The organism is Gorillibacterium terrae (assembly GCF_051594785.1).
In the GTDB taxonomy this organism is placed as follows: Bacteria; Bacillota; Bacilli; order Paenibacillales; family NBRC-103111; genus Gorillibacterium.
In genome coordinates, this window is the sequence record NZ_JBPPGI010000003.1 from 313,089 (window position 1) to 336,032 (window position 22,944).

At 60.2% G+C, this 22,944-nt stretch carries 18 protein-coding genes and 2 riboswitches; of the genes, 13 read left to right on the forward strand and 5 right to left on the reverse strand.

What is annotated here, in order from left to right:
- Positions 1 to 7 precede the first annotated feature (7 nt).
- Positions 8 to 250 carry an NHLP leader peptide family RiPP precursor gene (locus ACSEXS_RS14005; RefSeq protein ID WP_438433855.1) on the reverse strand — a complete coding sequence of 81 codons (243 nt, stop codon included), beginning with the start codon at positions 248 to 250 and terminating at the stop codon, positions 8 to 10.
- Positions 251 to 373: 123 nt separating this feature from the next.
- Between ACSEXS_RS14005 and ACSEXS_RS14010 the strand changes: the two genes are divergently transcribed.
- Complete coding sequence (locus tag ACSEXS_RS14010) at positions 374 to 1,324, forward strand: hypothetical protein (protein ID WP_438433856.1); 951 nt, start codon at positions 374 to 376, stop codon at positions 1,322 to 1,324.
- 91 nt (positions 1,325 to 1,415) lie between these two features.
- On the opposite strand, the gene ACSEXS_RS14015 is transcribed toward ACSEXS_RS14010, so the two are convergent.
- Positions 1,416 to 1,904 (reverse strand): glutathione peroxidase, encoded by a 489-nt coding sequence (locus ACSEXS_RS14015; protein WP_438433857.1) that lies wholly within the window; start codon positions 1,902 to 1,904, stop codon positions 1,416 to 1,418.
- Between the two features lie 254 nt (positions 1,905 to 2,158).
- Positions 2,159 to 2,244, forward strand: a riboswitch (cyclic di-GMP riboswitch).
- A gap of 87 nt (positions 2,245 to 2,331) precedes the next feature.
- Here ACSEXS_RS14015 and ACSEXS_RS14020 point away from each other — a divergent pair.
- The 4 genes from ACSEXS_RS14020 (at position 2,332) to ACSEXS_RS14035 (ending at position 9,267) form a co-directional block, all read left to right on the forward strand.
- Entirely contained in the window at positions 2,332 to 4,113 is a 1,782-nt protein-coding gene (locus ACSEXS_RS14020) for a methyl-accepting chemotaxis protein (RefSeq protein ID WP_438433858.1), read from the forward strand.
- A 57-nt stretch (positions 4,114 to 4,170) separates the two neighbouring features.
- On the forward strand, positions 4,171 to 7,884 hold the full coding sequence (locus tag ACSEXS_RS14025) for a non-ribosomal peptide synthetase (RefSeq protein WP_438433859.1): 3,714 nt from the start codon (positions 4,171 to 4,173) through the stop codon (positions 7,882 to 7,884).
- A gap of 7 nt (positions 7,885 to 7,891) precedes the next feature.
- Positions 7,892 to 8,686 (forward strand): 4'-phosphopantetheinyl transferase superfamily protein, encoded by a 795-nt coding sequence (locus ACSEXS_RS14030; RefSeq protein ID WP_438433860.1) that lies wholly within the window; start codon positions 7,892 to 7,894, stop codon positions 8,684 to 8,686.
- Between the two features lie 77 nt (positions 8,687 to 8,763).
- The gene (locus ACSEXS_RS14035) at positions 8,764 to 9,267 is read left to right on the forward strand and encodes a hypothetical protein (protein WP_438433861.1); all 504 of its coding nucleotides are present in this window, start codon (positions 8,764 to 8,766) and stop codon (positions 9,265 to 9,267) included.
- Between the two features lie 129 nt (positions 9,268 to 9,396).
- Here ACSEXS_RS14035 and ACSEXS_RS14040 read toward each other — a convergent pair whose 3' ends face one another.
- From ACSEXS_RS14040 to ACSEXS_RS14050, 3 genes are all read right to left on the reverse strand, one after another.
- Entirely contained in the window at positions 9,397 to 9,963 is a 567-nt protein-coding gene (locus tag ACSEXS_RS14040; protein ID WP_438433862.1) for a GNAT family N-acetyltransferase, read from the reverse strand.
- Positions 9,964 to 10,030: 67 nt separating this feature from the next.
- Complete coding sequence (locus tag ACSEXS_RS14045; RefSeq protein ID WP_438433863.1) at positions 10,031 to 10,969, reverse strand: helix-turn-helix transcriptional regulator; 939 nt, start codon at positions 10,967 to 10,969, stop codon at positions 10,031 to 10,033.
- Positions 10,970 to 11,215: 246 nt separating this feature from the next.
- Complete coding sequence (locus ACSEXS_RS14050; RefSeq protein ID WP_438433864.1) at positions 11,216 to 12,178, reverse strand: L-lactate dehydrogenase; 963 nt, start codon at positions 12,176 to 12,178, stop codon at positions 11,216 to 11,218.
- Between the two features lie 409 nt (positions 12,179 to 12,587).
- Here ACSEXS_RS14050 and ACSEXS_RS14055 point away from each other — a divergent pair, with 409 nt between their 5' ends.
- From ACSEXS_RS14055 to ACSEXS_RS14090, 8 genes are all read left to right on the forward strand, one after another.
- Complete coding sequence (locus ACSEXS_RS14055; protein WP_438433865.1) at positions 12,588 to 13,691, forward strand: BMP family lipoprotein; 1,104 nt, start codon at positions 12,588 to 12,590, stop codon at positions 13,689 to 13,691.
- A 245-nt stretch (positions 13,692 to 13,936) separates the two neighbouring features.
- Positions 13,937 to 15,460, forward strand: coding sequence for an ABC transporter ATP-binding protein (locus ACSEXS_RS14060; RefSeq protein WP_438433866.1), 1,524 nt, complete (start codon positions 13,937 to 13,939; stop codon positions 15,458 to 15,460).
- Positions 15,457 to 16,581: an ABC transporter permease gene (locus ACSEXS_RS14065; protein ID WP_438433867.1), complete on the forward strand. Its 1,125-nt coding sequence runs from the start codon at positions 15,457 to 15,459 to the stop codon at positions 16,579 to 16,581. The genes ACSEXS_RS14060 and ACSEXS_RS14065 overlap by 4 nt, the downstream gene beginning before the upstream one ends.
- A 2-nt stretch (positions 16,582 to 16,583) precedes the next feature.
- Positions 16,584 to 17,537 (forward strand): ABC transporter permease, encoded by a 954-nt coding sequence (locus ACSEXS_RS14070; protein WP_438433868.1) that lies wholly within the window; start codon positions 16,584 to 16,586, stop codon positions 17,535 to 17,537.
- A 189-nt stretch (positions 17,538 to 17,726) separates the two neighbouring features.
- Positions 17,727 to 17,812, forward strand: a riboswitch (cyclic di-GMP riboswitch).
- Positions 17,813 to 17,826: 14 nt separating this feature from the next.
- On the forward strand, positions 17,827 to 18,639 hold the full coding sequence (locus tag ACSEXS_RS14075) for a transglutaminase-like domain-containing protein (RefSeq protein ID WP_438433869.1): 813 nt from the start codon (positions 17,827 to 17,829) through the stop codon (positions 18,637 to 18,639).
- A 295-nt stretch (positions 18,640 to 18,934) separates the two neighbouring features.
- Positions 18,935 to 19,894: an ABC transporter permease gene (locus tag ACSEXS_RS14080; RefSeq protein ID WP_438433870.1), complete on the forward strand. Its 960-nt coding sequence runs from the start codon at positions 18,935 to 18,937 to the stop codon at positions 19,892 to 19,894.
- 17 nt (positions 19,895 to 19,911) lie between these two features.
- A complete protein-coding gene (locus tag ACSEXS_RS14085) occupies positions 19,912 to 20,805 on the forward strand; it encodes a carbohydrate ABC transporter permease (RefSeq protein ID WP_438433871.1) in 894 nt (297 codons plus the stop codon).
- Positions 20,806 to 21,005: 200 nt separating this feature from the next.
- Positions 21,006 to 22,835: a type 2 periplasmic-binding domain-containing protein gene (locus ACSEXS_RS14090; RefSeq protein ID WP_438433872.1), complete on the forward strand. Its 1,830-nt coding sequence runs from the start codon at positions 21,006 to 21,008 to the stop codon at positions 22,833 to 22,835.
- Positions 22,836 to 22,944 lie beyond the last annotated feature (109 nt).

Here is a 22,944-nt window from a genome sequence, read left to right on the forward strand (position 1 = left end):
ACTCGAATTAAGGCCAAACGGCTTGCGGGGTTACCTTCGTTTTCATAACGGCTGCTGGGCTGGGCGGGAGGACGAGAACCATCTCGTCGGCGGATTCTTCCACTGCCTTAAGCTTCAAGTGCCCCGGAAGCGAGATGCCGAGGGCTTCTTGAATAGCGGCCTTGGGATCGGACAGCAGCTTCGTTTTAAAATCCGGATCTTTCCAAGCCCTTTGGATCACTTGCGATTGCAATGCGACTTCGGTTGACATTGGAATCACCCTTTCAACAAAATTTGGCGTTTCTTACTGAAATATAGCATGTTTTCCCTGGATAATCGAGGAAAATATTTGTAAACCAAGTAAAAATGGTTTTCTTGAGGGGGAACCGACCCTATGGATCGGATACAAGCCTTTATACCTGAGGTTCGATCTGCCTATGAAGAGAGCCGCAGGCGAATGGGAGCCTTTCCCGAGGCGCTACGCGGTCAGGGATACGCCTATCTGCACAAGGCCAATCCCACCGGGACCGAGGAAGGCGGCAAGAACCGCATCTGCTACCTGCTGCCCTATTGGCTCCGGGAGCAGTGCGGGCTGGACGAAGAAACCTGCCGGGAGATGGCGGTCGGGAATATCTTCCTCATGCTGTACTTCTTTATCCAGGACGATATCATGGATACCGCCGATCCGAACGCCTGCCGGGCTCTGCCGCTTGCCAACCTGTGCCACGGCGAGTTCCACCGGGCGTATTCTCGGCTGTTCCCGGGGGATTCCCCGTTCTGGGACCATTACCGAGCTTATATCGCCGAATGGGCCCTGAGCGTGGCGACGGAGGCGGAAGCAGACTTCTTCGCCGCCGATCCGCTGCGGCTCGCCGGCAAATCCGCTCCCCTCAAGCTGTGCAGCACGGCGGCGCTGCTGCTCGCCGACCAGGAGGAGAATATCCCCCGGGTGTCCCGCCTGGTGGAAGGGGCGCTCGTCGCCTTGCAAATGGCCGACGATTGGGCCGATTGGGCCTCTGATCTTGCCGAAGGCAGCTACAACAGCCTGCTCTCCCACTACCGCTCGGCGGCCGGATGGCCTTCGGACTCGCCGGTCCAGGAGGAGCGGGTTCGGGACTTTCTCTATATCGACGAGGGGCTGGGCACCTACAGTGCGGCAGCCGAGCGGCTCTATGAGCCGGAAGCCTACCGCGGACTGCGGCTCAGCCACTTGCAGGCCTTCCACGAATCCCTCCTCGCCAACCTGCGGGAAGGCGCTGCGGAGATCGCCGCGGCGAAGCGGCAGTTGGAACGGGGCGGGCTGCACTACTGGCTCAGCCAGGCTTCGCAGACGAAGCCGGATTAACGCGCAAAGAGACCGCTCTCCGAAAGGGGAGAACGGTCTCTTTTTGTTCGAGGTCACGGAAAGGCGAAGTGTGCAGAATCGTCCTGTAAAATCACGACCGGTCGGCAAGCAGCTTGCGGACGGAGGCCTCGATCTTGTCGGGTGTATCCTTGGGAGCGAAGCGGCGAACGACGCGGCCGTCCCGGTCGATCAGGAACTTGGTGAAGTTCCATTTGATGGTGCGCGAGCCGAACAAGCCCGGAGCCTCTTGCGTCAGGTGACGAAACAGCGGATGGGCCTCCGGACCCTTGACGTCAATCTTGGCGAACAGGGGGAAGGTTACTCCATGATTCAGCTCGCAGGCCTCGGCGATCCGGCTGTCCTCGTCCAGCTCCTGGCCAAGGAACTGCGAGCTGGGAAAACCGAGTACGGCGAAGCCGCGGTCCTTGTACTCCTGATAAAGCCGCTCCAGTCCCTTGAATTGAGGGGCAAAGCCGCACTTGGTGGCGGTATTGACGATCAGGAGCGCCTGCCCCCGGTAGGGAGCCAGCGTCGTCGTCTCGCCGCGAATCGTCTTGACCTCATACTCGTACAGGCTCATGGTTCTCGCGCCTCCATTGGGTTGGTGTATCGAACTATTTTGTTTAATTATATTGTATACAATTTATATGGAGGCGTCAACTGAAGGGCTCGTGGGACTATGGGCCCGGATACAGCAGATTGATCCCTGACGATGCAAGAGGCCATTTGTGGAAAAAATGGCAGGGGGACTAGTCGCGGAAGGAAAAACGTGGTAAGTTAGTCCATGCAGGATTATTTTCACCTTAACCGGAAGACCCAGATCGAATCTTCCAACTGAATACTCGGCAAAACTATCGAAAGGTAGTGACGCAAAGCTATAGGGACTACTTCCGTATAGGAAATGTCAGCCAGTTGCAAGCTTTTATTCCCGCAAATTGGTGAACTATGGCTATTTAAGCCCATCGTTTGCCTTTTTTATTTTATATTGCCACTGAAGGAGCTTAAACATGGGGAAATCGGGAAGTTTAGACAAGAATCTGCAAACGAGGAAGACCCGCAAGAAAACGATAGCCGGAAGGAACATGCTGCTGACCAGTCTTTATATCTTTTTGACCGGTCTCATCCTCATCTTTTACAGCTATCACCTGGAAAGTAATTTGATGATGAAGCAGCTCCGCGCCGAGTCGCAGAAGACGATGGAAGCATTCGCCAAGACCATCTCCGCCGACGACGTCGCGCAGGCCAAAGCCAATCTGGACCCGGAATCACCGATACAAAAAAAACTGACGGAACACTTCGACCAGTTGTCCGCTACCCACCCGAACATCGCTCAAGGCTATATTTTTGGAGCGGAATTGAAGAATTCCAACCAGACCTCGATGATTGCCTTCCCAACCTCGCTCCTCACCGCCTTCAAAGACGCCAACCTGAAATTGGGAGATTACTATGAGCAGCCCAAGATCCATGCCGACGGGGTTGTCTCGATGAAGAAAACCAAGCACCTCAGCTTCACCAAGATTTATAAGGATGACTTCGGCTCGTGGCTGACGGTCCTGACTCCTTATCTGGATAAACAGGGAGAGGTGTACGCTTACATCGGTATGGATGTCGACGCCAGCCTCGTCCTTGCCGGAAAGAAGGAGTTGCTGACCAAGACGACCGTGGCTTTGGCCGTGACCCTGCTGGTGGTCCTAATCCTTCAGTACCTCACCAACCGCCGCACCTTCGCTCCGGTGCAGGACCTCATGCGGGCGCTCGAGCGCTTCAGCAAGGGAGACTTCTTCGTCCGGCTGAAGGAAAGCCCCGACGAGCTGGGCCAAGTCAACGCCAGCTTTAACCGGACGGTCGAGCAGATCGGAACGCTGGTGACGACGATCAAGGGCGTGTCGATCCAATCGGCGGACCAGTCGGAGCAGCTGTTCGCCACCGTTGAGGAAGGCAGCCAGAGCACCGGCGAGATCACGGGCCACATCGAGCTGATGTCGGAACGGATCGGCCAGCAGAGTATCGCCATCGGCGAGAGCGCAACGTCGCTCGAGGAGATCGCCATGGGCGTTCAGACCATCGCCGGCAATACGGCCGAGCTGTCGGAGACCTCCACCCGAATGATGCTTCAATCGGAGAAGGGCAACCGCAACGTCGAACGGGTCATCGAGCAGATGAACTCCATCCACGATTCGGTCAAGGGCTCGGTGGAGCTGATGGAGCAGCTGCAGCGGCGCTCCGAGGAAATCGGCGAGATCGTCCAAGTGATTACTCAGATCGCCTCCCAGACGAGCCTCTTGTCCCTGAACGCCAGCATCGAAGCCGCGCGGGCCGGGGAGAACGGCAGGGGCTTCGCCGTCGTGGCGAACGAAGTCAAGAAGCTCTCCGAGGAATCGAAGAACTCGGCGGAACGGATCGTCGAGCTGGTCGGGCACATCCGCCGGGAGACCCATATGGCCGTGCAGTCGATCGTTGAAGGCGAGCAGAACGTCGAGACCGGCATCGAGATCGTCAAGGAAACCGGCTCGCTCTTCAACGAAATTCTCGCCGCCACCGACCAGGTGACCACACAAGCCCAGGAAGTCTCCGCCGCGACCGAGCAGATGGTTGCGGAAACCGAGCAGATTTCCTACTCCTTCAAGCAATTGTCCGGCCTTGCCGAGCAGAATGCTTCCCTGTCCGTCGACATGAGAAACCGCGCGGTCGATCAGCGCACCGCGTTTAACCGCATCGTCGATTCGGCCGACCATCTCAATCAGATCTCCGATCAGCTCAAGGGCTTGATCAAAGACCTGGCTGTCTAGGGCGGCGCCTCCGATTTGGGACATGATGATCACTACTAACGAAGGATGGATGCGGAAATGAAAGCTATACTGACGCATAGAGAAGATAAACAAGCCGGTTGGTTGCCGGAGCTGGCCGGACTGCCCCAGTTGTCGCTGCCTGCCGATTATCCGCGCCGGCCGGCGGGGTCCCGAACGGCGGAGGTATCGATTCGGATTGAAGCAGAAGACAAGGAGTTCGCCGGCTTGGCTCAGTGGAATGGCCGAGAACTGCTTGGGGGAGTGCTGGCGCTGTATTTCGGGTTTTTGCAGCGGATGACGCTGGAGTCCGATCTCCTGATCGGCCTTCAGACGGAGGACGGCGGATACGCTCCCCTGCGCCTCGCCTGGGAGAAGGAAATGACCTTCGAAGGGCTGTTCCGCCAGGTTCAGACCGGGCTGGGCGAGCTGGAAGTCGGGATTGGCGCGGCCAAGACGCAGGCTGCGCCCAATCCGGGGTACGCCATGCTGTATGGAACGGCCGGACTGCCCGGCGAGGACGGCATCCGGCTGTGGCTCGACCGCGGGCACGGCGGCTGGACGCTGACCGCCGCTTATTCCCCCGAGCGGTTCTCGAAGGCGACGATGGAGCGCAACCTCCGCTACCTGAAGAGGCTGGCCCAGGCGGGCTGGGCGGACCCCGCACAGGTGATCGCGGCCGTGGATATTCTCTCTCCCCAGGACGGAGGGGCCTACTCCCGGTTGAACGCTACCGCAGAACCGGTTGCCGAGCGGCGCACCGTCGTCTCCTGGTTCCGGGACACCGCCTGCCGCTTCGCCAATAAAATAGCCTTGTCCTGCGGCGGGGATTTCCGCACCTACCGGGAACTCAACGACGAATCCGACCAACTGGCCGCCTACCTGCTTCGCGAGGGCCTGCTTCCGGGCGAGCCGGTGGTCCTCTATATGGAGCGGAGCATCGCGTCGGTCGTCTCCCTCTTCGGCATCCTCAAGGCCGGAGGCTCGTATGTGCCGGTCGATCCGACCCACCCGGCCGACCGCAACGCGTACATCATCAAGGACACGGGGGCCCGCTATGCCATCGCCAGTCCGGGGCTGGCGAAGCGGATGGAGCAGCTTGCCGAGAGCCAGCGGCTAGAGCTGCGCATCCTGAATCCGGAAGAGGCAGGCTCGGAGCAGCATCCCGACTATCCGCAGGAGCTGGCCCAGGCGGAATCCATCGCTTATCTCATCTATACCTCCGGCTCGACCGGCACGCCGAAGGGCGCGATGATTCCCCACCGCGCCGTGGTCAATCTGGTGGCGGGCATCCGCCGGCTGCTCGGCTGGAACGAGACGGACATCATCGCCCAGTATTCCACTTTCAGCTTCGACGCCTCGGTCTTCGACTTGTTCGGCGCTTTGCTGCTCGGTTCGCATCTGCACCTGCTTGAAGACGAAGAGCGCTTCTCGGTGGAATCCTTCACCGCGGCGATTGCCGGGGCCCAGGCGACCCAGATCGGCATCCTGCCTCCGGTGTTCTTCAGCCGGCTGGCCGCCCATCTTCCCCAAGAGGCGGCGGACCGCTACAGCACCGTGAAGCACCTGCTGCTCGGCGGGGAAGCCCTTCAAGGCCAATCGGTGCGGCTGTTCCAGCAAAAGATGGGCCTCAGCACCGCCATCGTCAACGTGTACGGGCCTACCGAATGCACATCGGTCACCACTACCCACACGGTGGATTATCCGCTGCCCGAGCATGTGGCGGTTGTTCCGATCGGCCGACCGCTGGCCAATTACCGGGTGTACATCGTCAATGAGCACAACCGCCTTTGCCCGCCCGGGGTGATCGGCGAGCTGATCATCGAGTCGCCGGGCGTCGGCATCGGCTACCTGAACCAGCCGGAGAAGACCCGGGAAGCGTTCATCCCCGATCCGTTTGATCCGTCTTCGGGGAAGCGGTTTTACCGGACCGGGGATTTGGCCCGGTTTGCCGCCGACGGAGAGGTGGAATACGCCGGACGGCGGGACAACCAGGTGAAGATCCGCGGCTTCCGGATCGAAGTCGGCGAGATTGAGAATCAGTTCGTGAAGCACGACGCCATCGACGATTGCGCCGTGGTGCCGATGGCCGATACGGACGGCACGAAGATGCTGACGGCCTTCTATACGCTGCGTTCCGGCAAAACGGCCTCGCGCGGGGAACTGGTCGATTACCTGGCGCAGAAATTGCCCTCCTACATGATTCCGAAGCATTTCCGCCAGCTGGACGAATTCCCCTTGTCGCCGAACCGCAAGGTGGACCGCAAGGCGCTTGCCGAGCTCGGCCCCGGCGAAGACGAGCCGGTGGGCGACGGCTATGTCGCGCCCCGTACGCCGCTGGAACGGGAGATCGCCGAGGCGTGGGCGCAGGCGCTTGGACGGAAGAACCTCGGAATCCGGGACGATTTCTTCGCCTCGGGCGGGTACTCGTTGAAGATCCTGGAAACCCTCGTGCTGCTGAAGCCGAAGTTTCCCCAGCTCAAAATCGCCGACTTCTACGCGAACCCGACGGTCGAGGCCATGGCGGAGCGGATCGCTTCGCTGACGCAGGAAGCGCCTGCCTCCCAGGCGGACGCCGCGTCGGAGGACATCGGGGAGCTCGGCGAATATCCGGCCCGCTTCGGACCGGAGCCCGCGCCGCTTCCCGCCCTCGTCCGGCCGCATGTGTTCCTGACCGGCGCGACCGGCTACCTCGGCTCGCAGCTGCTCTGCGAGCTGCTGAAGCGTCCCGAGCCGACCGTCACCTGCCTGGTGCGCAAGCAGGGGGCCGCCTCCGCTTACGAGCGGCTTGCCGAGCGCATGGAAGACTACTTCGGCGCGGAAGCAAGGGAACGGATGGACGGCCGGGTGACGGTCGTGGAAGGCGATCTGGAGGCCGAGGGACTCGGACTCAACGAGGCGGTGCGGGATCGGCTGACCGCAAGCCTCGATCTGATCCTTCACTGCGGCGCGGAGGTTCGCCACTTCGGCAGCCAGGATCACTTCGCCCGCGCCAACGTCGACAGCACCCGGCGTCTCTTGGACTTGGCGGCAACGCGCGAGGGCATAAGGTTCCACTTCATCTCGACGATGGGCATTCCCGAGGAGCTGGCCCTGGCGGGACAATGGAAATCCTTCGCCTCGGCCGAAGGCTACGATTATACCGCCGCCGTGGATAACGTCTACACGCAGAGCAAGCTGGAGGCGGAGAAGCTCGTGGTCCGCGCCGGCGAGACGGGCCGCGTTCCGGCGACGGTCTACCGCGTCGGCAACCTCTGCTGCGATTCCGCCACCGGCCGGTTCCAGCGCAACGTCGACGGCAATGCCTTCTACCGCATGCTGAAGGCGATGCTGCTTCTCGGCCGGGCTCCCCGCGTCCGCTGGGAGGTCGACCTGACGCCGATCGACTACGCCGGATGGTCCATCGTCGAGCTGGCGCTCCAGCCGGACAACGCCGGCCGCCTGTTCCACATCTGCAACCCGCGGGCCGTTTCCTACGAACAGCTCGTCGAGCTGTTCCGCGAGCATGGATACGCCATCGAGTGGATGGAGAAGGACGCATACGAGAACTGGCTGCTGCAGCCCGATGAAGAAAAGGACCGTGCGGGCCTGGAGCTGGCGATGGTTCATCTCGAAGGAGACGGAGCGAAGGAACTGCCTTGGCGCTACGCCTGTCCGCAGACGGTCTCCCGGCTTCCGGGGGGAGCCGACGCCTGCGCCAAGCCGGATCGGGCGTATGTCGCCCGCTTGATCGACTATGCCGTTAAAATCGGCTACTTCCCAAAGGAGGCATAAGCCGCCCATGAGCGCTAGTCTGGTTGCGGTATCTCTGGAGAATTGGACGTGGGAAAGCGAGGGGCTTCTCGCGCTGATGTCGGAACGGGAAATCAAGGCGCTGCGGCTGTTCGGCAGCAAGCAGGAGCTGGCGGCGTCGCTCGTCGGCTTCACCCTGGCCAAATCGCTTATCCGCTTCCGCTATCACACGGAGGGAGAGCTGGTCCGACGCCCGGGGGGCAAGCCTTGCCTGAACGCCTCCGACTGGAAGGGAGACTTCTCCGTCTCCCATTCCTCCGGGCTGGTCGTCGTCGCCATCTGTCCGGACGGCCCGATCGGCGTCGACGTGGAGAGGGTCCGCCCGGTCATGGAGGAGATGATCCCGGAATGCCTGTCTCCCGGGGAACGCCGGGCTTGGCGGGACGCCGGAACAGACGAAGAGCGCCGGGCGATGTTTTTCCGTTTTTGGACACTCAAGGAGGCCTATCTCAAATACACCGGCGGCAGCATCGGAGAAGCCAGCCTGCGCGAGCTGGACTTTTCCGGCAGCCGCCCGGGCGGCGAAGGCCCCGATTCCCCGGCGGGCTCGCTCAGTGTTCCCGCATGGATCGGCTCCGGCGGCGGGCACACCCCCCGGATGGCCCACCATGCGCTGGAGGGCGGCTACTCGCTGGCGGTCTGCGGAGCGCAAAGCTGCGAAGCTCCGGAGTGGCTGACTCTGCCGAAGCCGGCTCCGCGCAAGCCCCGGGAGGCCGGCAAGCGGTTCTCCGCAGGCAGCGTCTTCCGCAAGGTGCCTGGCCTTTGGTCCAGTTTCTTTTCTTGACTTAAGATGGATGACGCCGTCCGGCCGAACTGGTAATCTTAAGACCAAGAAGCACCAGGAACGCAGGAGGGAATCCCATGAACAAACGTACCATCATCGGTCCGGTTTTGATTTTGGTCGGCGCTTATTTGATTCTCAACAAAGGCGGAGAACTCAGCTCGGCTTCTATCTTTGGCACATTCTGGGCGACCATCTTCATCATTCCGCTGGGCTTGTTCTTTCATTGGATGTATTTCTCCATGACCAAGCGGCGGGGAACGGGGCTGCTCATCCCGGGCGGCATTCTGCTGACGGTCGGCCTCGTCTGCCAGGTTTCCATGCTGACGGGGGACTGGGGAAGCACCTGGCCGGGCTTTATCCTCGCTCCGGCCGTCGGCCTCGCCGAGTTCTACTGGTTCGGCGGGCGGAACAAGTGGCTGCTGATTCCGATCAACATCCTCACCGTGATCTCTCTGCTGTTCTTCTCGGTCTTCACCGTCGAGGCGCTGTTCAACCGGACCATCATGGGTCAGCCCTTCATCGCGGTGGCGCTTATTCTGGGCGGACTGGCGTTTATGCTGGTACGCCGGAAGGAATCGTAAGGGGTAAAGAAACGGATATCGCCAAACAAGACCCCCCGTGTTCCGTGTTGGGACGGAAGCACGAGGGGTCTTTGCATGTGGAAGAGCTTACCCGGCGGAGAGAGGCTTAAGGCCTTCCGCGTCCTGCGTTCAGCGGGGCAGCAGCTTGAGGTAGTAATGGGGGTAGGGCAGAGCCCCGCTGGAATCCGGCCGATATCCCTCGTCCGTCAGAACGGCGATGCGCTCCGTCGCTTCCGGTACGGCTTTGGTCAGCATGCCGTTCACCCCGAACAGGTCGAACAGCCGGCTGTCCACCAGCTGCACGAGCTCGCGCAGCGCCTCGGCCGTCTCCAGCCGGGAGGCCAGGTCCAGCCGCAGCAACCCGAGCTTTCCCACGGATTCGATCGGCTGCGGCCAGGCGAAGCATTCCAGCGTTCCGGCGGCCTCCCCGGTGCTCTTGTCGATCAGACTGAAACGGACATAGTGTTCCTGCCGGTATTCGCTCAGCCACATGTCGATGATGTGCCGCATGTCCGCCCGCGTGGAACAGACGAAGGAATGATGGCAATTGTCGGAATTGAAGAGAGGGCGAACGGCGGGGTCGGAGTAGCAGGCGAGCAGGGCCTCGGCATCGTCCGGCTCGACCAAGCGAAGCCGGAAGCTTTGCGTTTCGTAGACAGGACATTGGGAATAAGGGGAGGCGGAAGCGGCGGGCATGGAGCAGTCATCCTTTCGGGTTGGAATACCTCCAGCATACCCGAGCATCTCCGACACCTGTCTGTCGTCATTGCCCGCCGCCCTCGGATTCGTAATGCCGAACGAGCTGCCGGGCATGCTCGGCCAGGCGTTCCCGCAGCGACGGCGGTTCCAGCACCGTGACACTCGTTCCGAAGGACAGGAGCGTGCCAAACCAGCCCCGCTCGTCGTCCGGCACGGAGAAGTTCAAGAGTAGTTCTCCGGCAGGGGTCTCGTCAAAGCCTGCCAGCGGAAAGGCTTCTTCGAGCGCCACCCGCCACTCGGGCGAGCTCTTCGCAACAATGCGGATATAGCGGCGGGTATCCACCTGCGCGGCGAGCAATTCATCGGCGGGCGGGTGCTCCCGGCTGAACGGGCCGGGAGCACCCGCGAGCCCGCGCATCCGGGACAAGCGGAACAGCCGGTAGTCCTGCTTGTCGCGGCAGAAGCCGAACAGATACCAGGCATACCAGCGGCAGGTCAGGAGAAGGGGCTCCGCCTCCCGCCGCGAGCTGCGGCCCGCGGCATTCGTGTAGACGAACGAGACCGGCGTCCGGCTGCCGACCGCCGCCTCCAGGAAGCGGATGGCGGCTTTCACCGCTTCCCCTTCCGCCGCAGCTCCGAAGTGAAGCTGAATCGGCGCGCTTCCCTGAACGGCTGGCGGCGCCAGCGCCCGCATCTTGGCCAGCACGGACTGCGCGCCGCCCAGGGCCGCTCCGGCGGAGCTCATTCCGCCGAGCGCGGTCAGGATGGACCGGTAATCGTCTTCGGTCAGATAATGCCGATTGAGCTTGTATCCGTCCATCAGATAATAGCCTCCGGCCGTCCCGTACATGGACCCGACCGGAATTCCGGCCATCGCCAGGGTCTCGATGTCGCGGCCGATGGTGCGGGCGGACACCTCAAATTTGGCGGCGAGCTCGCGCGCCGTGACGGTGTCCCGGTCGAGGAGCGTCAGCACGATGCCGAGCAGTCGGTCGATTTTCATAGCGTGTTCCGCATCCTTCTCTGTTTGGCGGCTCAGGCCGCTCAGGTGTGTCCAGTATAGCGGATCGGCCTTATCCGCGCAGTAAAAAACCTCCCGCAGAGAGGCGGGAGGCCGCTGAACAAAATCATCGGTTCGCATTCGGATCGTCTTTTCCAATCGCGCGTGCCCCCGGACCGGATTTCTTCGATGGACACCGCCATCTGCGATCGAAATCGGTAGGCAACCGCGCCCCGCTAAGGTTGCGGGTCAGCCGCTGGCATTCTCCGCGACCGTGGCGATGCTGGCGCGGATGATCTCGCAGGAGGCGGCGAACTGATTCTGCTCCTTCTCGGGCAGCCGCAGCTCGACGATCTCCTTCACTCCCTGCCGGGTGATGATGGCCGGCACCCCGACGCATACCTCGTCCTGCCCGTATTCGCCTTCCAGGATGGCGGAGACGGCGATGACCCGATGATCGTCGTTCAAGATCGAGCGGGTGATATGGGCGAGGGCGTTGCCGATGCCGTAATGCGTCGAGCCTTTCCGATGGAAGATCTCCCATCCGGCGTTGCGCGTCTTGTAGGCGATCTCTTCCAGGTTCATGTGGCCGAAGCGCTGGGGATGCTGCTCCAGGATATCGAGCAGCGGCTTGCCGCCGATGGTGACATGCGACCAGGCCGGGAATTGCGACTCCCCGTGCTCGCCGAGCACGTAACCGTTCACGCTCCGCGGGTCGACGGATAAGTATTCGGAGAGCAGTGTCTTGAGCCGCGAGGAGTCGATCGAGGTGCCGGTGCCGAGCACCCGGCTGCGCGGCAGGCCGGACAGTTTGCGGACATAGTACGTAATGACGTCGACGGGGTTGCTGGCGATCAGGAAGATGCCGGAGAAGCCGCTCTCCATGACCTTGGCGACGATGCCGGAGGCGACCCCGATGGCGGCGTCCAGCACATCCAGCCGGGTCTGGCCTTCCTTCGGATTGGGACCGGCGCAGAGAATCACGATATCGAAATCCCCGCATTGCTCATAGCTGCCGGTGTAAATCTTCGTGCGGGAATGGATGAAATCCATGCAGTGCGACAAGTCCAGGGCCTGGGCGTAGGCCCGGTCCTGATTCCGGTCGATCAGCATAATCTCGTCGCAGATGGACTGGTTAATGAGGGAATAGGCGCAGCTGGACCCCACGTAGCCCATGCCAATGATCGCGACCTTGCGAACCGTGCTTGCCATTTATACACTCCTTCGCAGCAGAGATGTCAGTAATCATAACATGATGATAGCATGGTTTTGGTGAAAACAAAAGCAGGCCTGTGTGAAAAAAAGAATTGATCGGTTTTCAACCGCCGGGAAAAATGCGGACCGAGAAAAGGCCGGCTTGCCGGCTTTTTTGCATTAACGGAAAAAAGTCGTTTGGGAAAAACCGGACGCATAGGAAATGGACGGCGGGGAATACTGTCAAAAGCTTGAAAAGACGAATGATTCGAACAGTCGGACGTTCTAACGATAGGATTCTCGGAAGGATGATGGGAGAATATATGACAAAAAAACAATTTTTCTATTGAAAAAGCATTTTTTTCGGAATATAGTAGAGAGGTATGAGTTTGCTTCACACAATACACTTAATCGGGGGCATTGGCGTATGAAAAAAGGCTTACTCGCAGTAACGATTCTCGCTTTGATGTTGACGCTCGTTGCAGGTTGCGGCAAGAAGGACGAAGGCAGCAGCGACAATGGCGGTGCGAAATCCGACCTTAAAGTGGGGATGGTCACCGACTCGGGTACGATCGACGACAAGTCTTTTAACCAAGGCACCTGGGAAGGCATCGAGAAGGCGAAGAAGGAACTCGGCATTTCCGACAAGTACATCAAGCCGAACGGCACCACGGAAGCCGAATACTCCAAGGAAATCGGCAACCTCTACGACGCCGGCTATAAATTTATCGTAACGCCGGGCTTCAAGTTCTCCTCCGCCGTCTTCAAGGCACAGGACAAGTACGCTGATGGCAAGTTCGTCATCATCGACGCCGCTCCGAACTCCGGCGAGAAGGGCGCAGCCGACGTGGTTAAGCCCAACTCCGTCGCCGTCTTCTTCGCGGAACAGCAATCCGGCTTCATCGCCGGCGTGGCTGCTGCGGTTCAGGTCAAGGAAGGGGAAGCCGGCTTCATCGGCGGCATGGAAATCCCGGCCGTTCAGAAGTACAACTGGGGCTTCCAGCAGGGCTTGAAGTACGCTAACGACAACTATGGCACCAAGATCTCGCTGAAACCGGAAAACGTGGTCTACCAGGGCTCCTTCGACAACTCCGCGGCAGGCGGCCAGCTGGCTGCCCAGATGTTTGACCGCGGCGTCAAGTTCATCTTCACCGCAGCCGGCGGCGTAGGCGTAGGCGCCATTCAGGAAGCCAAGAACCGCGCAGAAAAAGGCAAGGAAGCTTGGATCGTCGGCGTTGACGTCGACCAATATGCCGACGGCAAATACGGCGACGGCTCCAAGTCGATCATTCTGACCTCCGCCATGAAGAAGATCGACCAAGCCACCTTCGACATCGTCAAGAATGAGCTCGACGGCAAGTTCCCGGGCGGACAGACGTTGACCTTCGACGCCACCAACGACGGCGTAGGCATCCCGAACGAAAACCCGAACCTGACCGACGATGCAGTCGCCAAGGCCAAGGAAGTTACGGCCAAGATCAAATCCGGCGACATCAAGGTTGCCGCCGAGCAGGGCAGCCTGATCAAGTAAGCCAATCGTTCTCCTCTCCCGGCAGGGGGAGGGGAACTGCACGATAACGGAATTGCTAAAAAAGACGGAAGCCCTCCGTCTTTTTTTAGCCTTCCGGGCTCAGCGTAAGACAGGACGGGCTGTGCTGTCCAGGACATTTGTCCACGGGCAGCTCGGCCGTTTTTACCGATCGTCCGGCTTGCCGGTTGCCCATCACCGCGAGCCGCCATGTTACCTTTATCCTTCTTCCAAAGGAGAAGCCTTCTATGGGATATGTAGTGGAAATGATCAACATCCGCAAGGAATTCCCCGGCGTTGTCGCCAACGACGACATCACCCTGCAGCTTGAGCAGGGGGAAATTCATGCGCTGCTCGGCGAGAACGGCGCGGGCAAGTCAACGCTCATGAGCATTCTGTTCGGCATGTACCAGCCGGACCGCGGGCACATCAAGGTGCATGGCAAGGAGACCCGCATTGCCAATCCGAATGTCGCCAATGACCTCGGCATCGGGATGGTGCATCAGCATTTCAAGCTGGTCGGCAATTTTACGGTGACGGAGAACATCGTTCTCGGCTCCGAGCTTCGCAAGGGCCCGGTTCTCGACCTGAAGACGGCGGCCAAGCGGATTGAAGCCTTGTCCAAGCAATACGGACTGAACGTAGACCCTTACGCCAAGATCGAAAATATCTCCGTTGGCATGCAGCAACGGGTGGAAATTTTGAAGATGCTGTACCGCAATGCCGAAATCCTCATCTTTGACGAACCGACGGCCGTCCTGACGCCGCAGGAAATCGACGAGCTGATGAAGATCATGAAGAACCTGATCCAGGAAGGCAAGTCGATCATCGTCATCACCCATAAGCTTAAAGAGATCAAAGCGGTAGCAGACCGCTGCACCGTTATCCGTCGCGGCAAGACGATCGGCACGGTGGAAGTGGCGTCCACGAACGAGCAGGCGATGGCGGAGATGATGGTCGGCCGCAACGTCACCTTCAAGGTACCGAAGAAGCCTGCCGTACCGGGTGAGGTCGTGCTTAAGCTGGATAACCTCAACGTGCGCAACAACAAGAAGGTGCTCGCGCTCTCCGATTTCTCGCTGGAGGTCCGCGCGGGCGAGATCGTCGGTGTCGCCGGGGTCGAAGGCAACGGCCAATCGGAGCTGGTGGAAGCGATTACCGGACTTCGCAAGGCCGAATCCGGCACGATCTCCTATAACGGCAAAGACATCTCCAAGCTGAGCATCCGCGAGCGGATTTATGAGGGTATTGGCCATATCCCCGAGGATCGGCAGCGGCGCGGTCTCGTCCTGGATTATACGCTGGAAGAGAACATGGTGCTGGAGGTCTACAACAAGCAGCCGTTCGCAAAGCGCGGCATTCTCCGCCGCTCGGCGATTCGCAGCTACGCGGACAAGATTCTGAAGAGCTTCGACGTGCGTTCCGGTCAAGGGGCCGTCTCCGTCGTGCGGTCCTTATCGGGAGGCAACCAGCAGAAGGCGATCATCGGCCGCGAGATCGAGCTCGATCCGAACCTGCTGATCGCCGTCCAGCCGACCCGGGGACTCGACGTCGGTTCGATCGAATATATCCACAAGCGGCTGATCGAGCAGCGGGACAAGGGCAAGGCCGTCCTGCTCGTCTCGCTGGAGCTGGACGAAATTCTGAACGTATCCGACCGGATCGCCGTGTTGAATCACGGCCAGTTGGTCGGAGAAGTCGCCGCCGCCGAGACCAATGAGAACGAGATCGGGCTCATGATGGCCGGCGTGCAGAGGGGTGAAGGAGCATGAGAAAAGCGATAGTCTCCCTGCTGGCCATCGTGCTCGGCCTCCTGGCCGGCGCGATCCTCATGGCCGTTACCGGTCACGATCCCTTCGAGGGATACCGGTTCCTGATTTCCGGCGGGCTCAAGAACCCCGAACGCATCGGCAATACGCTGGCGACCGCTACGCCGCTGATCTTCACCGGCTTGTCGCTCGCCTTCTCCTTCCGGACCGGGCTGTTCAACATCGGGGCTCCCGGCCAGATGCTGTTCGGCGCCTTCTGCGCCACCGCCGTCGGCCTCAGCTTCGATATGCCGCGTCCCCTGCTGCTCGTGACCATGACGCTGGCCGCCTTCATCGGCGGGGCGCTGTGGGCGTTCATCCCGGGGCTGCTCAAGGCGCGGTTCAACGTGCATGAGGTTGTGTCCACGATCATGATGAACTGGATCTGCTACTGGGTCGTCTATTACGAAATCCCGGCCCACTTCAAGGGAACGTCCCTGGAGACCGAGTCGCGGCTCTTGCCGGACAAGGCGACGCTGAAGTCGCCGTTCCTCTCCGATCTGTTCAACGGATCGTATGTGAACTGGGGCCTGGTCCTGGCGATCGTCGCCGTCCTCGTCATCGGCTTCATCATCAACAAGACGACGCTCGGCTATGAGCTCAAGGCCGTCGGCTTCAACCGCGACGCCGCCGAATACGCCGGGATCGCCGTCAACCGCGGCATCATCACCTCGATGCTGATCTCGGGGGGCCTCGCGGGACTTGGCGGTCTGACCCAATTCGCCGGGAACGCTGCGAATATTCAGATCGGACTGCTGCCGTCGCAAGGCTTCGACGGCATCGCCGTGGCTCTGCTCGGCGCGAGCGCTCCCGTGGGCGTGCTGCTCTCGTCGATCTTCTTCGGCATCCTGTATTCCGGCCGCGGCTTCATGAACGCCATGACCGACATTCCGCCGGAGATCGCCGACACGATCATCGCGATCATCATCTACTTCGCGGCGACGAGCATCCTGTTCGAGAAGCTTATCGCCCGCCTGAACCGCCGCCGCGCCGATAAGGCGACCAAGCCAGGAACGCCGCCGCCACCCGATAAGCTGGAGGGACCGGCCGAAGAAGTCAAACAAGTGGGAAGGGTGGGTGAATAATCATGTGGGGAATAATTGAAAATATTTTCCCGTATGCGATTGTCTTCACCATCCCGCTGCTCATTACGGCGCTCGGCGCGCTGTTCAGCGAACGAAGCGGCGTCGTCAATATCGGCCTGGAGGGCCTGATGATCATCGGTTCCTTCGCCGGAGCCTTCACGATCAACAAGCTCCAGGCCCAATACCCCGGTGCCGCCTGGACCCTCTGGGTGGGCCTCGCGGCCGCGTTCGTCATTGGCGTTCTGTTCTCGCTCTTGCACGCGTTCGCGAGCATTAACCTAAGCGCCAATCAGGTCATCTCCGGCACGGCGATCAATATGGTGGCGAGCTCGCTTACCATCTTCCTCGCGCGGAACATTACGGGCAGCGGCAACATTCGCATCGTTCAGGCATTCAAATCGTTCGATGTGCCGTACCTGCACAAGATTCCGATCCTCGGGCCGCTGTTCTTCACGAACACGTACATGACGACCTGGTTCATCCTGCTCGTGCTGATCCTGAGCGCATTCGTCCTGTACAAGACCCGGCTCGGCCTGCGCCTGCGCTCCTGCGGCGAGCATCCGCATGCGGCGGAAGCCGCCGGCATCAGCGTCCGTCGGATGCGCTACCTGGGCGTCATGATCTCGGGCGGCTTTGCCGGCCTCGGCGGGGCGATCATCATCTCCACGTACTCCGGCGAGTTCAACGGCAGCGTAGCCGGCCTCGGCTTCCTGGCATTGGCCGCGCTGATCTTCGGCCAGTGGAAGCCGTTCGGCGTGCTCGGCGCGACCTTCTTCTTCGGCTTCGCCAGCACGGTCGCCAACGTCTCGCAGGTTATCCCGCAGTTCCAAGTGATTCCGTCGGTCATCCTGAAGGTATTCCCGTACGTGATTACGCTGCTCGCGCTCGTCTTGTTCTCCAAGTCGTCGCAAGCGCCGAAGGCTTCCGGGGAGCCGTTCGACTCCGGCAAGCGCTGAGTCGAAAGTCCTTAGAAACGAAACCGTTAATGCTCCGTATGGGCCGTTCGACCGGCTCCCTGCGGAGCATTTTTTGGTTTGAGGTGTTTCTTTTTCGATCTCTTTGTCAAACCCTGTTGCCAGTCCGGGAATATGTGATACTATGAAACTATCAATCCCGTTTTTGAGAGAAAGATAAACCGACAAGCTTCACGATAAGGGCAAACCTGCCGAAAGGCAGGGACGCAAAACTACAGGGCCTTCCCGTCTTAGACGGATGGCAGCCAGTTGCCGAAAGGGGCTTTTTTTGATGAAAAAATGGCTGCTCGCCGTCATCCTCGCCGTATTCGCCTCCGCTGTGCCGCTGAACCTGGCCGTTCCCGGTACCGCTTCGGCGGCTTCGGAGGCCTCCTGGCTCAACAAGGAGGCCGTCAACCGCGGCCTCATCGCGATCCGCTATGACGTCAAGACCGGAACGAAGACGAAGCTGATGATCGCCAAGCAGGGAGCGGTCTACACCTACACGCTGACCGGCTCGGGACAAGCCTTCCCTCTGCAGCTCGGCAACGGCGATTATGAGGTTTCGCTGCTGGAGCAGGCCGACGGAACCAAGTACCGGCTGGTCAAGAAGGATACGGTTCGCGTCAAGCTCGACGATGCCCAGGCGGTGTTTCTGAATTCCGTTCAGAACGTCCGCTGGCAGCCGAACGGCCAAGCGTCCAAGCTGGCCGCCGAGCTGACCCAGGGGGCCAAGACCGAGGAAGCCAAGGCGAAGGCCATTTATAGCTATATCATCAAGAAAATCAAGTACGACAACGCCCTCGCCGCTTCCGTCGGAACGGAATACCTGCCGAATCCGGAGCAGACCCTGAACACCGGCAAGGGCATTTGCTACGATTACGCGTCGCTCTATGCGGCCATGCTGCGCAGCCAGGGAATTCCGGCCAAGCTGGTCATGGGAACAAGCGCCTATGTGAAGCAGTACCACGCTTGGAACGAGGTCTATCTGAACGGCGAATGGGTGACTGTGGATACGACGGTAGACGCCGGCAAAAGCAGCGCATCCGCGGGCAAGGACTTCGCCAAGGCGGCGGACAAATACAAGATGAGCAAAGTGTATTAAGCGGCAGAAGAGCCGAACCGGCTATCGTCAATGTCAATCGGCTGCATGCTGGTCAAGCCGAGGGCGGAACTTGAGGCAACCCTTAACGGGGGAGGCTTGGGTTCCGCCTTTTTTGCGTTATTCGGCCGCAGGGTGCGCCTTCCGAGGTGCGAAAACGGTTCGATCGGCTGCGAAAACGGTCCGATAGCCGATAACCGTTCTCCCTCAACCGGTGCCCGTCTTCTCACCCGGAGGCGGGCGATCACAAGGTAAAATGATAGCGTTAACATTTTCCGAGGGGATGGGAGAACTTACTATGGAGCTGCCAACGGATGGGGCGGTGCAGCCGGCGATGCCGGCGCAACGGACGCGGCCAAAGCTCGCGAACAAATACAAACTGTTCCTGATGGCCCTGCCTTTTCTGGCGATTACGTTCATCTTCTATTACCTGCCGATCAGCGGCTGGATCTATGCCTTCTATGACTACATTCCCGGCATTCCGCTCAAGGACACGCCGTATGTCGGGATGCAGTGGTTCAAGTCCATCGTCGCCAATCCGACCCAGACGGCGGAAGTGCTGCGCGTGCTGAAGAACACGGTCGCGATGAGCTTTCTCGGCCTGGTTACCTCGGTATTTCCGGTGGTCTTCGCCATCCTGTTGACCGAGATCCGCACCGGCTGGTACCGCAAGCTGGTGCAAACGCTGACGACCATTCCGAACTTCATCAGTTGGATTCTCGTCTACGCGCTCGCATTCTCCCTGTTCTCCGTCGACAACGGGGTGGTCACCGCGATTCTCGCCCAGTTCAAGCTTGTGCCGGAGGGCTACAACTTCCTCGCGTCGGATTCCCACATGTGGCTGAAGATGATCGTCTGGTACTGGTGGAAGTCGCTCGGCTGGGGCGCCATCCTCTACCTGGCCGCCATCGCCGGGATCGACCAGGACCTGTACGAGGCGGCGGAGACCGACGGAGCCGGGCGGTTCCGCAAGATCTGGCACATCACCGTGCCGGGACTCATGCCGACGTTCTTCGTTCTGCTGCTTCTGTCGATCGGCAATTTCGTCAACAACGGGATGGAGCAATATTTCGCCTTCCAGAACGCGATGAACAAGGACACGATCGAAGTGCTCGACCTGTACGTCTACAACATCGCCTTCGCCAATAACTTCCCGTTCGCCACGGCGGTCAGCATGCTGAAATCGCTGGTCAGCGTCTTCCTCTTGTTCGCGGCCAACACGTTGTCCAAAGCCGTCCGCGGCGAGTCGATCATCTGAGGAAGGAGAGGACCTATATGCGCAAAAAACCTTCGGCCGGCGAACTGGCGTTTCAGGCGTGCCTCTATCTGCTGTTCGGCCTGTTCACCTTGAGCTGCCTGTATCCGTTCTACTACCTGTTCATCAACACGATCAGCGCGAACGACCTGTCTGCGGCGGGCGACATCAAGTTCTATCCGCGCGGCATCCACTTCGGCAACTACGCCAAGGTACTCCGGATCAGCGGGCTCAGCCATGCGGCGGCGGTGTCGTTGTACCGGACGGTCTGCGGCACGCTGCTGACGGTCGGGGCATCGGCTTTTCTCGGCTACCTGTTCACCAAGAAGGACATGTGGGGACGGCCGATTTGGTACCGCTTCATCGTCGTCACGATGTATTTCAGCGCCGGGCTGATTCCCTGGTACATCACGATGAACAACCTGCATCTCACCAACAATTACCTGGCCTATATTCTGCCGACGATCATCTCGCCGTTTAACATCATCTTGGTAAAAACGTTTATCGAGGCCATTCCGCCTTCCCTGGAGGAATCGGCGGCCATGGACGGAGCGGGGTACCTGCGGTCCTTCTGGAGCATCATCGTGCCGCTGATAACCCCGATTCTGGCCACGATCACGATCTTCTCTGCGGTCAATCAGTGGAACTCCTTCGTCGATACCGCGTTCCTGATGACGGATACGAAATTCTTCACGCTGCAATTCCTGCTGTGGCGCTACCTAAACGAATCGAGCTCGCTCGCGGCGCTCATCCGCAGCTCGCCCGACATGGCCGCCAGCATCTCGAACATGCAGACCCCGACATCCGTCCGCATGACCGTCACGATGATCGTCGTGCTGCCGATTCTGATCGTCTATCCGTTCTTCCAGCGGTTCTTCGTCAAGGGCATCATGATCGGCGCCGTGAAGGGCTGACGGTCCGCCTTGCATGCGGTTGCACAAGGGAGGCTCCCTGATCCGGCCCGATCCAATCTGGTCTAATTTGGTCCGATTCCGCACGCTTCCGCATTGTTCAGTCGGCCAACGTTTTAGCTCGGGGGTTTCTCTCCGCTCTCTGGCGGAGTGGGTCCATAGCAAGACATTCATCTACCTAAACTCATGGGAGGCAAAGAGCGATGCGAGTGAAACGAATAGCCCTGCTGCTGCTGGCGATGATGATGGTGACTGTCATGGCCGCATGCTCGAAGGGGGATAAGAAATCGGCGGAATCCCCGTCCGCCAAGCCGACCGCTTCGGCAAGCGCCGGGGCGGCGAGCGCCGCGCCCGGCACGGAGAACGCCGGCGGGCTCGACCACACCAAGCCGCTGAAGCTGACGGTCTTCTCCACCACGGCCAACTATGCCGGACCGCAAACCGGCTGGTTCGCCAAGGTCATCAAGGACAAGTTCAACATCGAGCTGGACATTGTGGCCTCGAACCTGACGGGCGGAGACAACAAGATCTCGGCCATGATGGCCTCGGGCAACATGGGCGACATCATCGTGTTCGGCGATGACAAGAACCACTACCCGAACGCCATCAAGGGCAACCTGCTGCTCGACTGGACGAAGGACGGCCTGCTCGACAAGTACGGCGCGGACATCGCCAAGACGTTCCCGAAGGCGATCGAGAAGGCCAAGGTGGCGTTCGGCGGCGGCTCGGCCGTCTACGGCATCGGCAACAACGTCGCGACCAACCCGACCGGCCCCTCCGAGGGCAAGGACATGACCTGGGGACCGGACCTGCGCTGGGACCTCTATCAGCAGGTAGGCGCTCCCGAGATCAATTCCATCGAGGATTACCTGCCGGTGCTGAAGAAGATGCAGGAGCTGGAGCCGAAGACCAGCCAAGGCAAGAAGACCTATGCTTTCTCGCTGTGGTCGGACTGGGACGGCAACTACAAGATGACCCTCGCCAAGCAGTTCGCCAATATGCTCGGGTATGACGAAATTGCCGATACCGCCGTCTACGTGAAGGCGGACGAAGAGAAGTACTACGACTTCCTGGCCGAAGACAGCTGGTACATGAAATCGCTCAAGCTGTACTTTGACGCCAACCAACAGGGCCTGCTCGATCCGGATTCCCTGACGCAGAAGTTCGACGATGTCGTCGCCAAGTACAAGGACGGCCGCGTGCTGTTCTCCTGGTTCCCGTGGCTCGGGGCGGCGAACTACAACACGCCGGAGCGGACGGCGGAGGGCAAGGGCTTCGCGCTCGTTCCGTTCAAGAACGAGCTGATGTACTCGACCGGCTTCAACGTCTACGGCGGCAACGGCATCATCGCCATCGGCGCCAAGGCGAAGGACCCGGCCCGGATCATGGAGTTCCTCAACTGGATGTACACGCCGGAGGGCGCCATGCTGTCGGCCGGCAGCGGCACCGCCGTTCCGAACGGACCGAAGGGGTTGACCTGGGATATCGACGCGAACGGGAAGCCGGTCGTCACCGACTTCGGCTGGAAGGCGTTCACCGATCAGCAGAACACGAAGATTCCGGAGGAATACGGCGGCGGCGATTACTACTACGGCTCGAACCAAATGAACTTCTCCTTCGTCGTCCCGGCGATGATCAATCCCGAGACCGGTGAGCCGTTCGACCACAACCTGTGGAAGACGACGCTGGAGCGCAATCCGAGCAAGCTGGAGAGCTCGTGGAGAGAGAAGATGGGCGTGCTGACGCCGAAGGAATACTTCGAGAAGAACAACCTGCTCGCCGTCGCGCCGCAAGGCTTCACCGGCAAAGAGCCGCTCATGATGGACAAAACGCTGGAGCAGAAGAACAAGCAGATCGGCACGGTCATCCAACAGATGTCCTGGAAGATGGTCTTCGCCAAGAATCAAGCCGAGTTCGATAAGCTGAACAAGGAAATGCATGACAAGGTAAACGGGCTCGGCTACGGCGAAGTGCTGGACTTCTCGATCAAGAAGGCCCAGGAGCTGTTCGAAGCCCGCAAGAGCGTGAAGTAATCCGCATAGCACGGTCCGGGGGGGCAGGCCGGACGGCAGCCGCCGTCTGGGTCTGGTCCCCCTGCATCCGTTTACCCATCCTCCGCCCGGTGCGGATGTGGTATTCTGG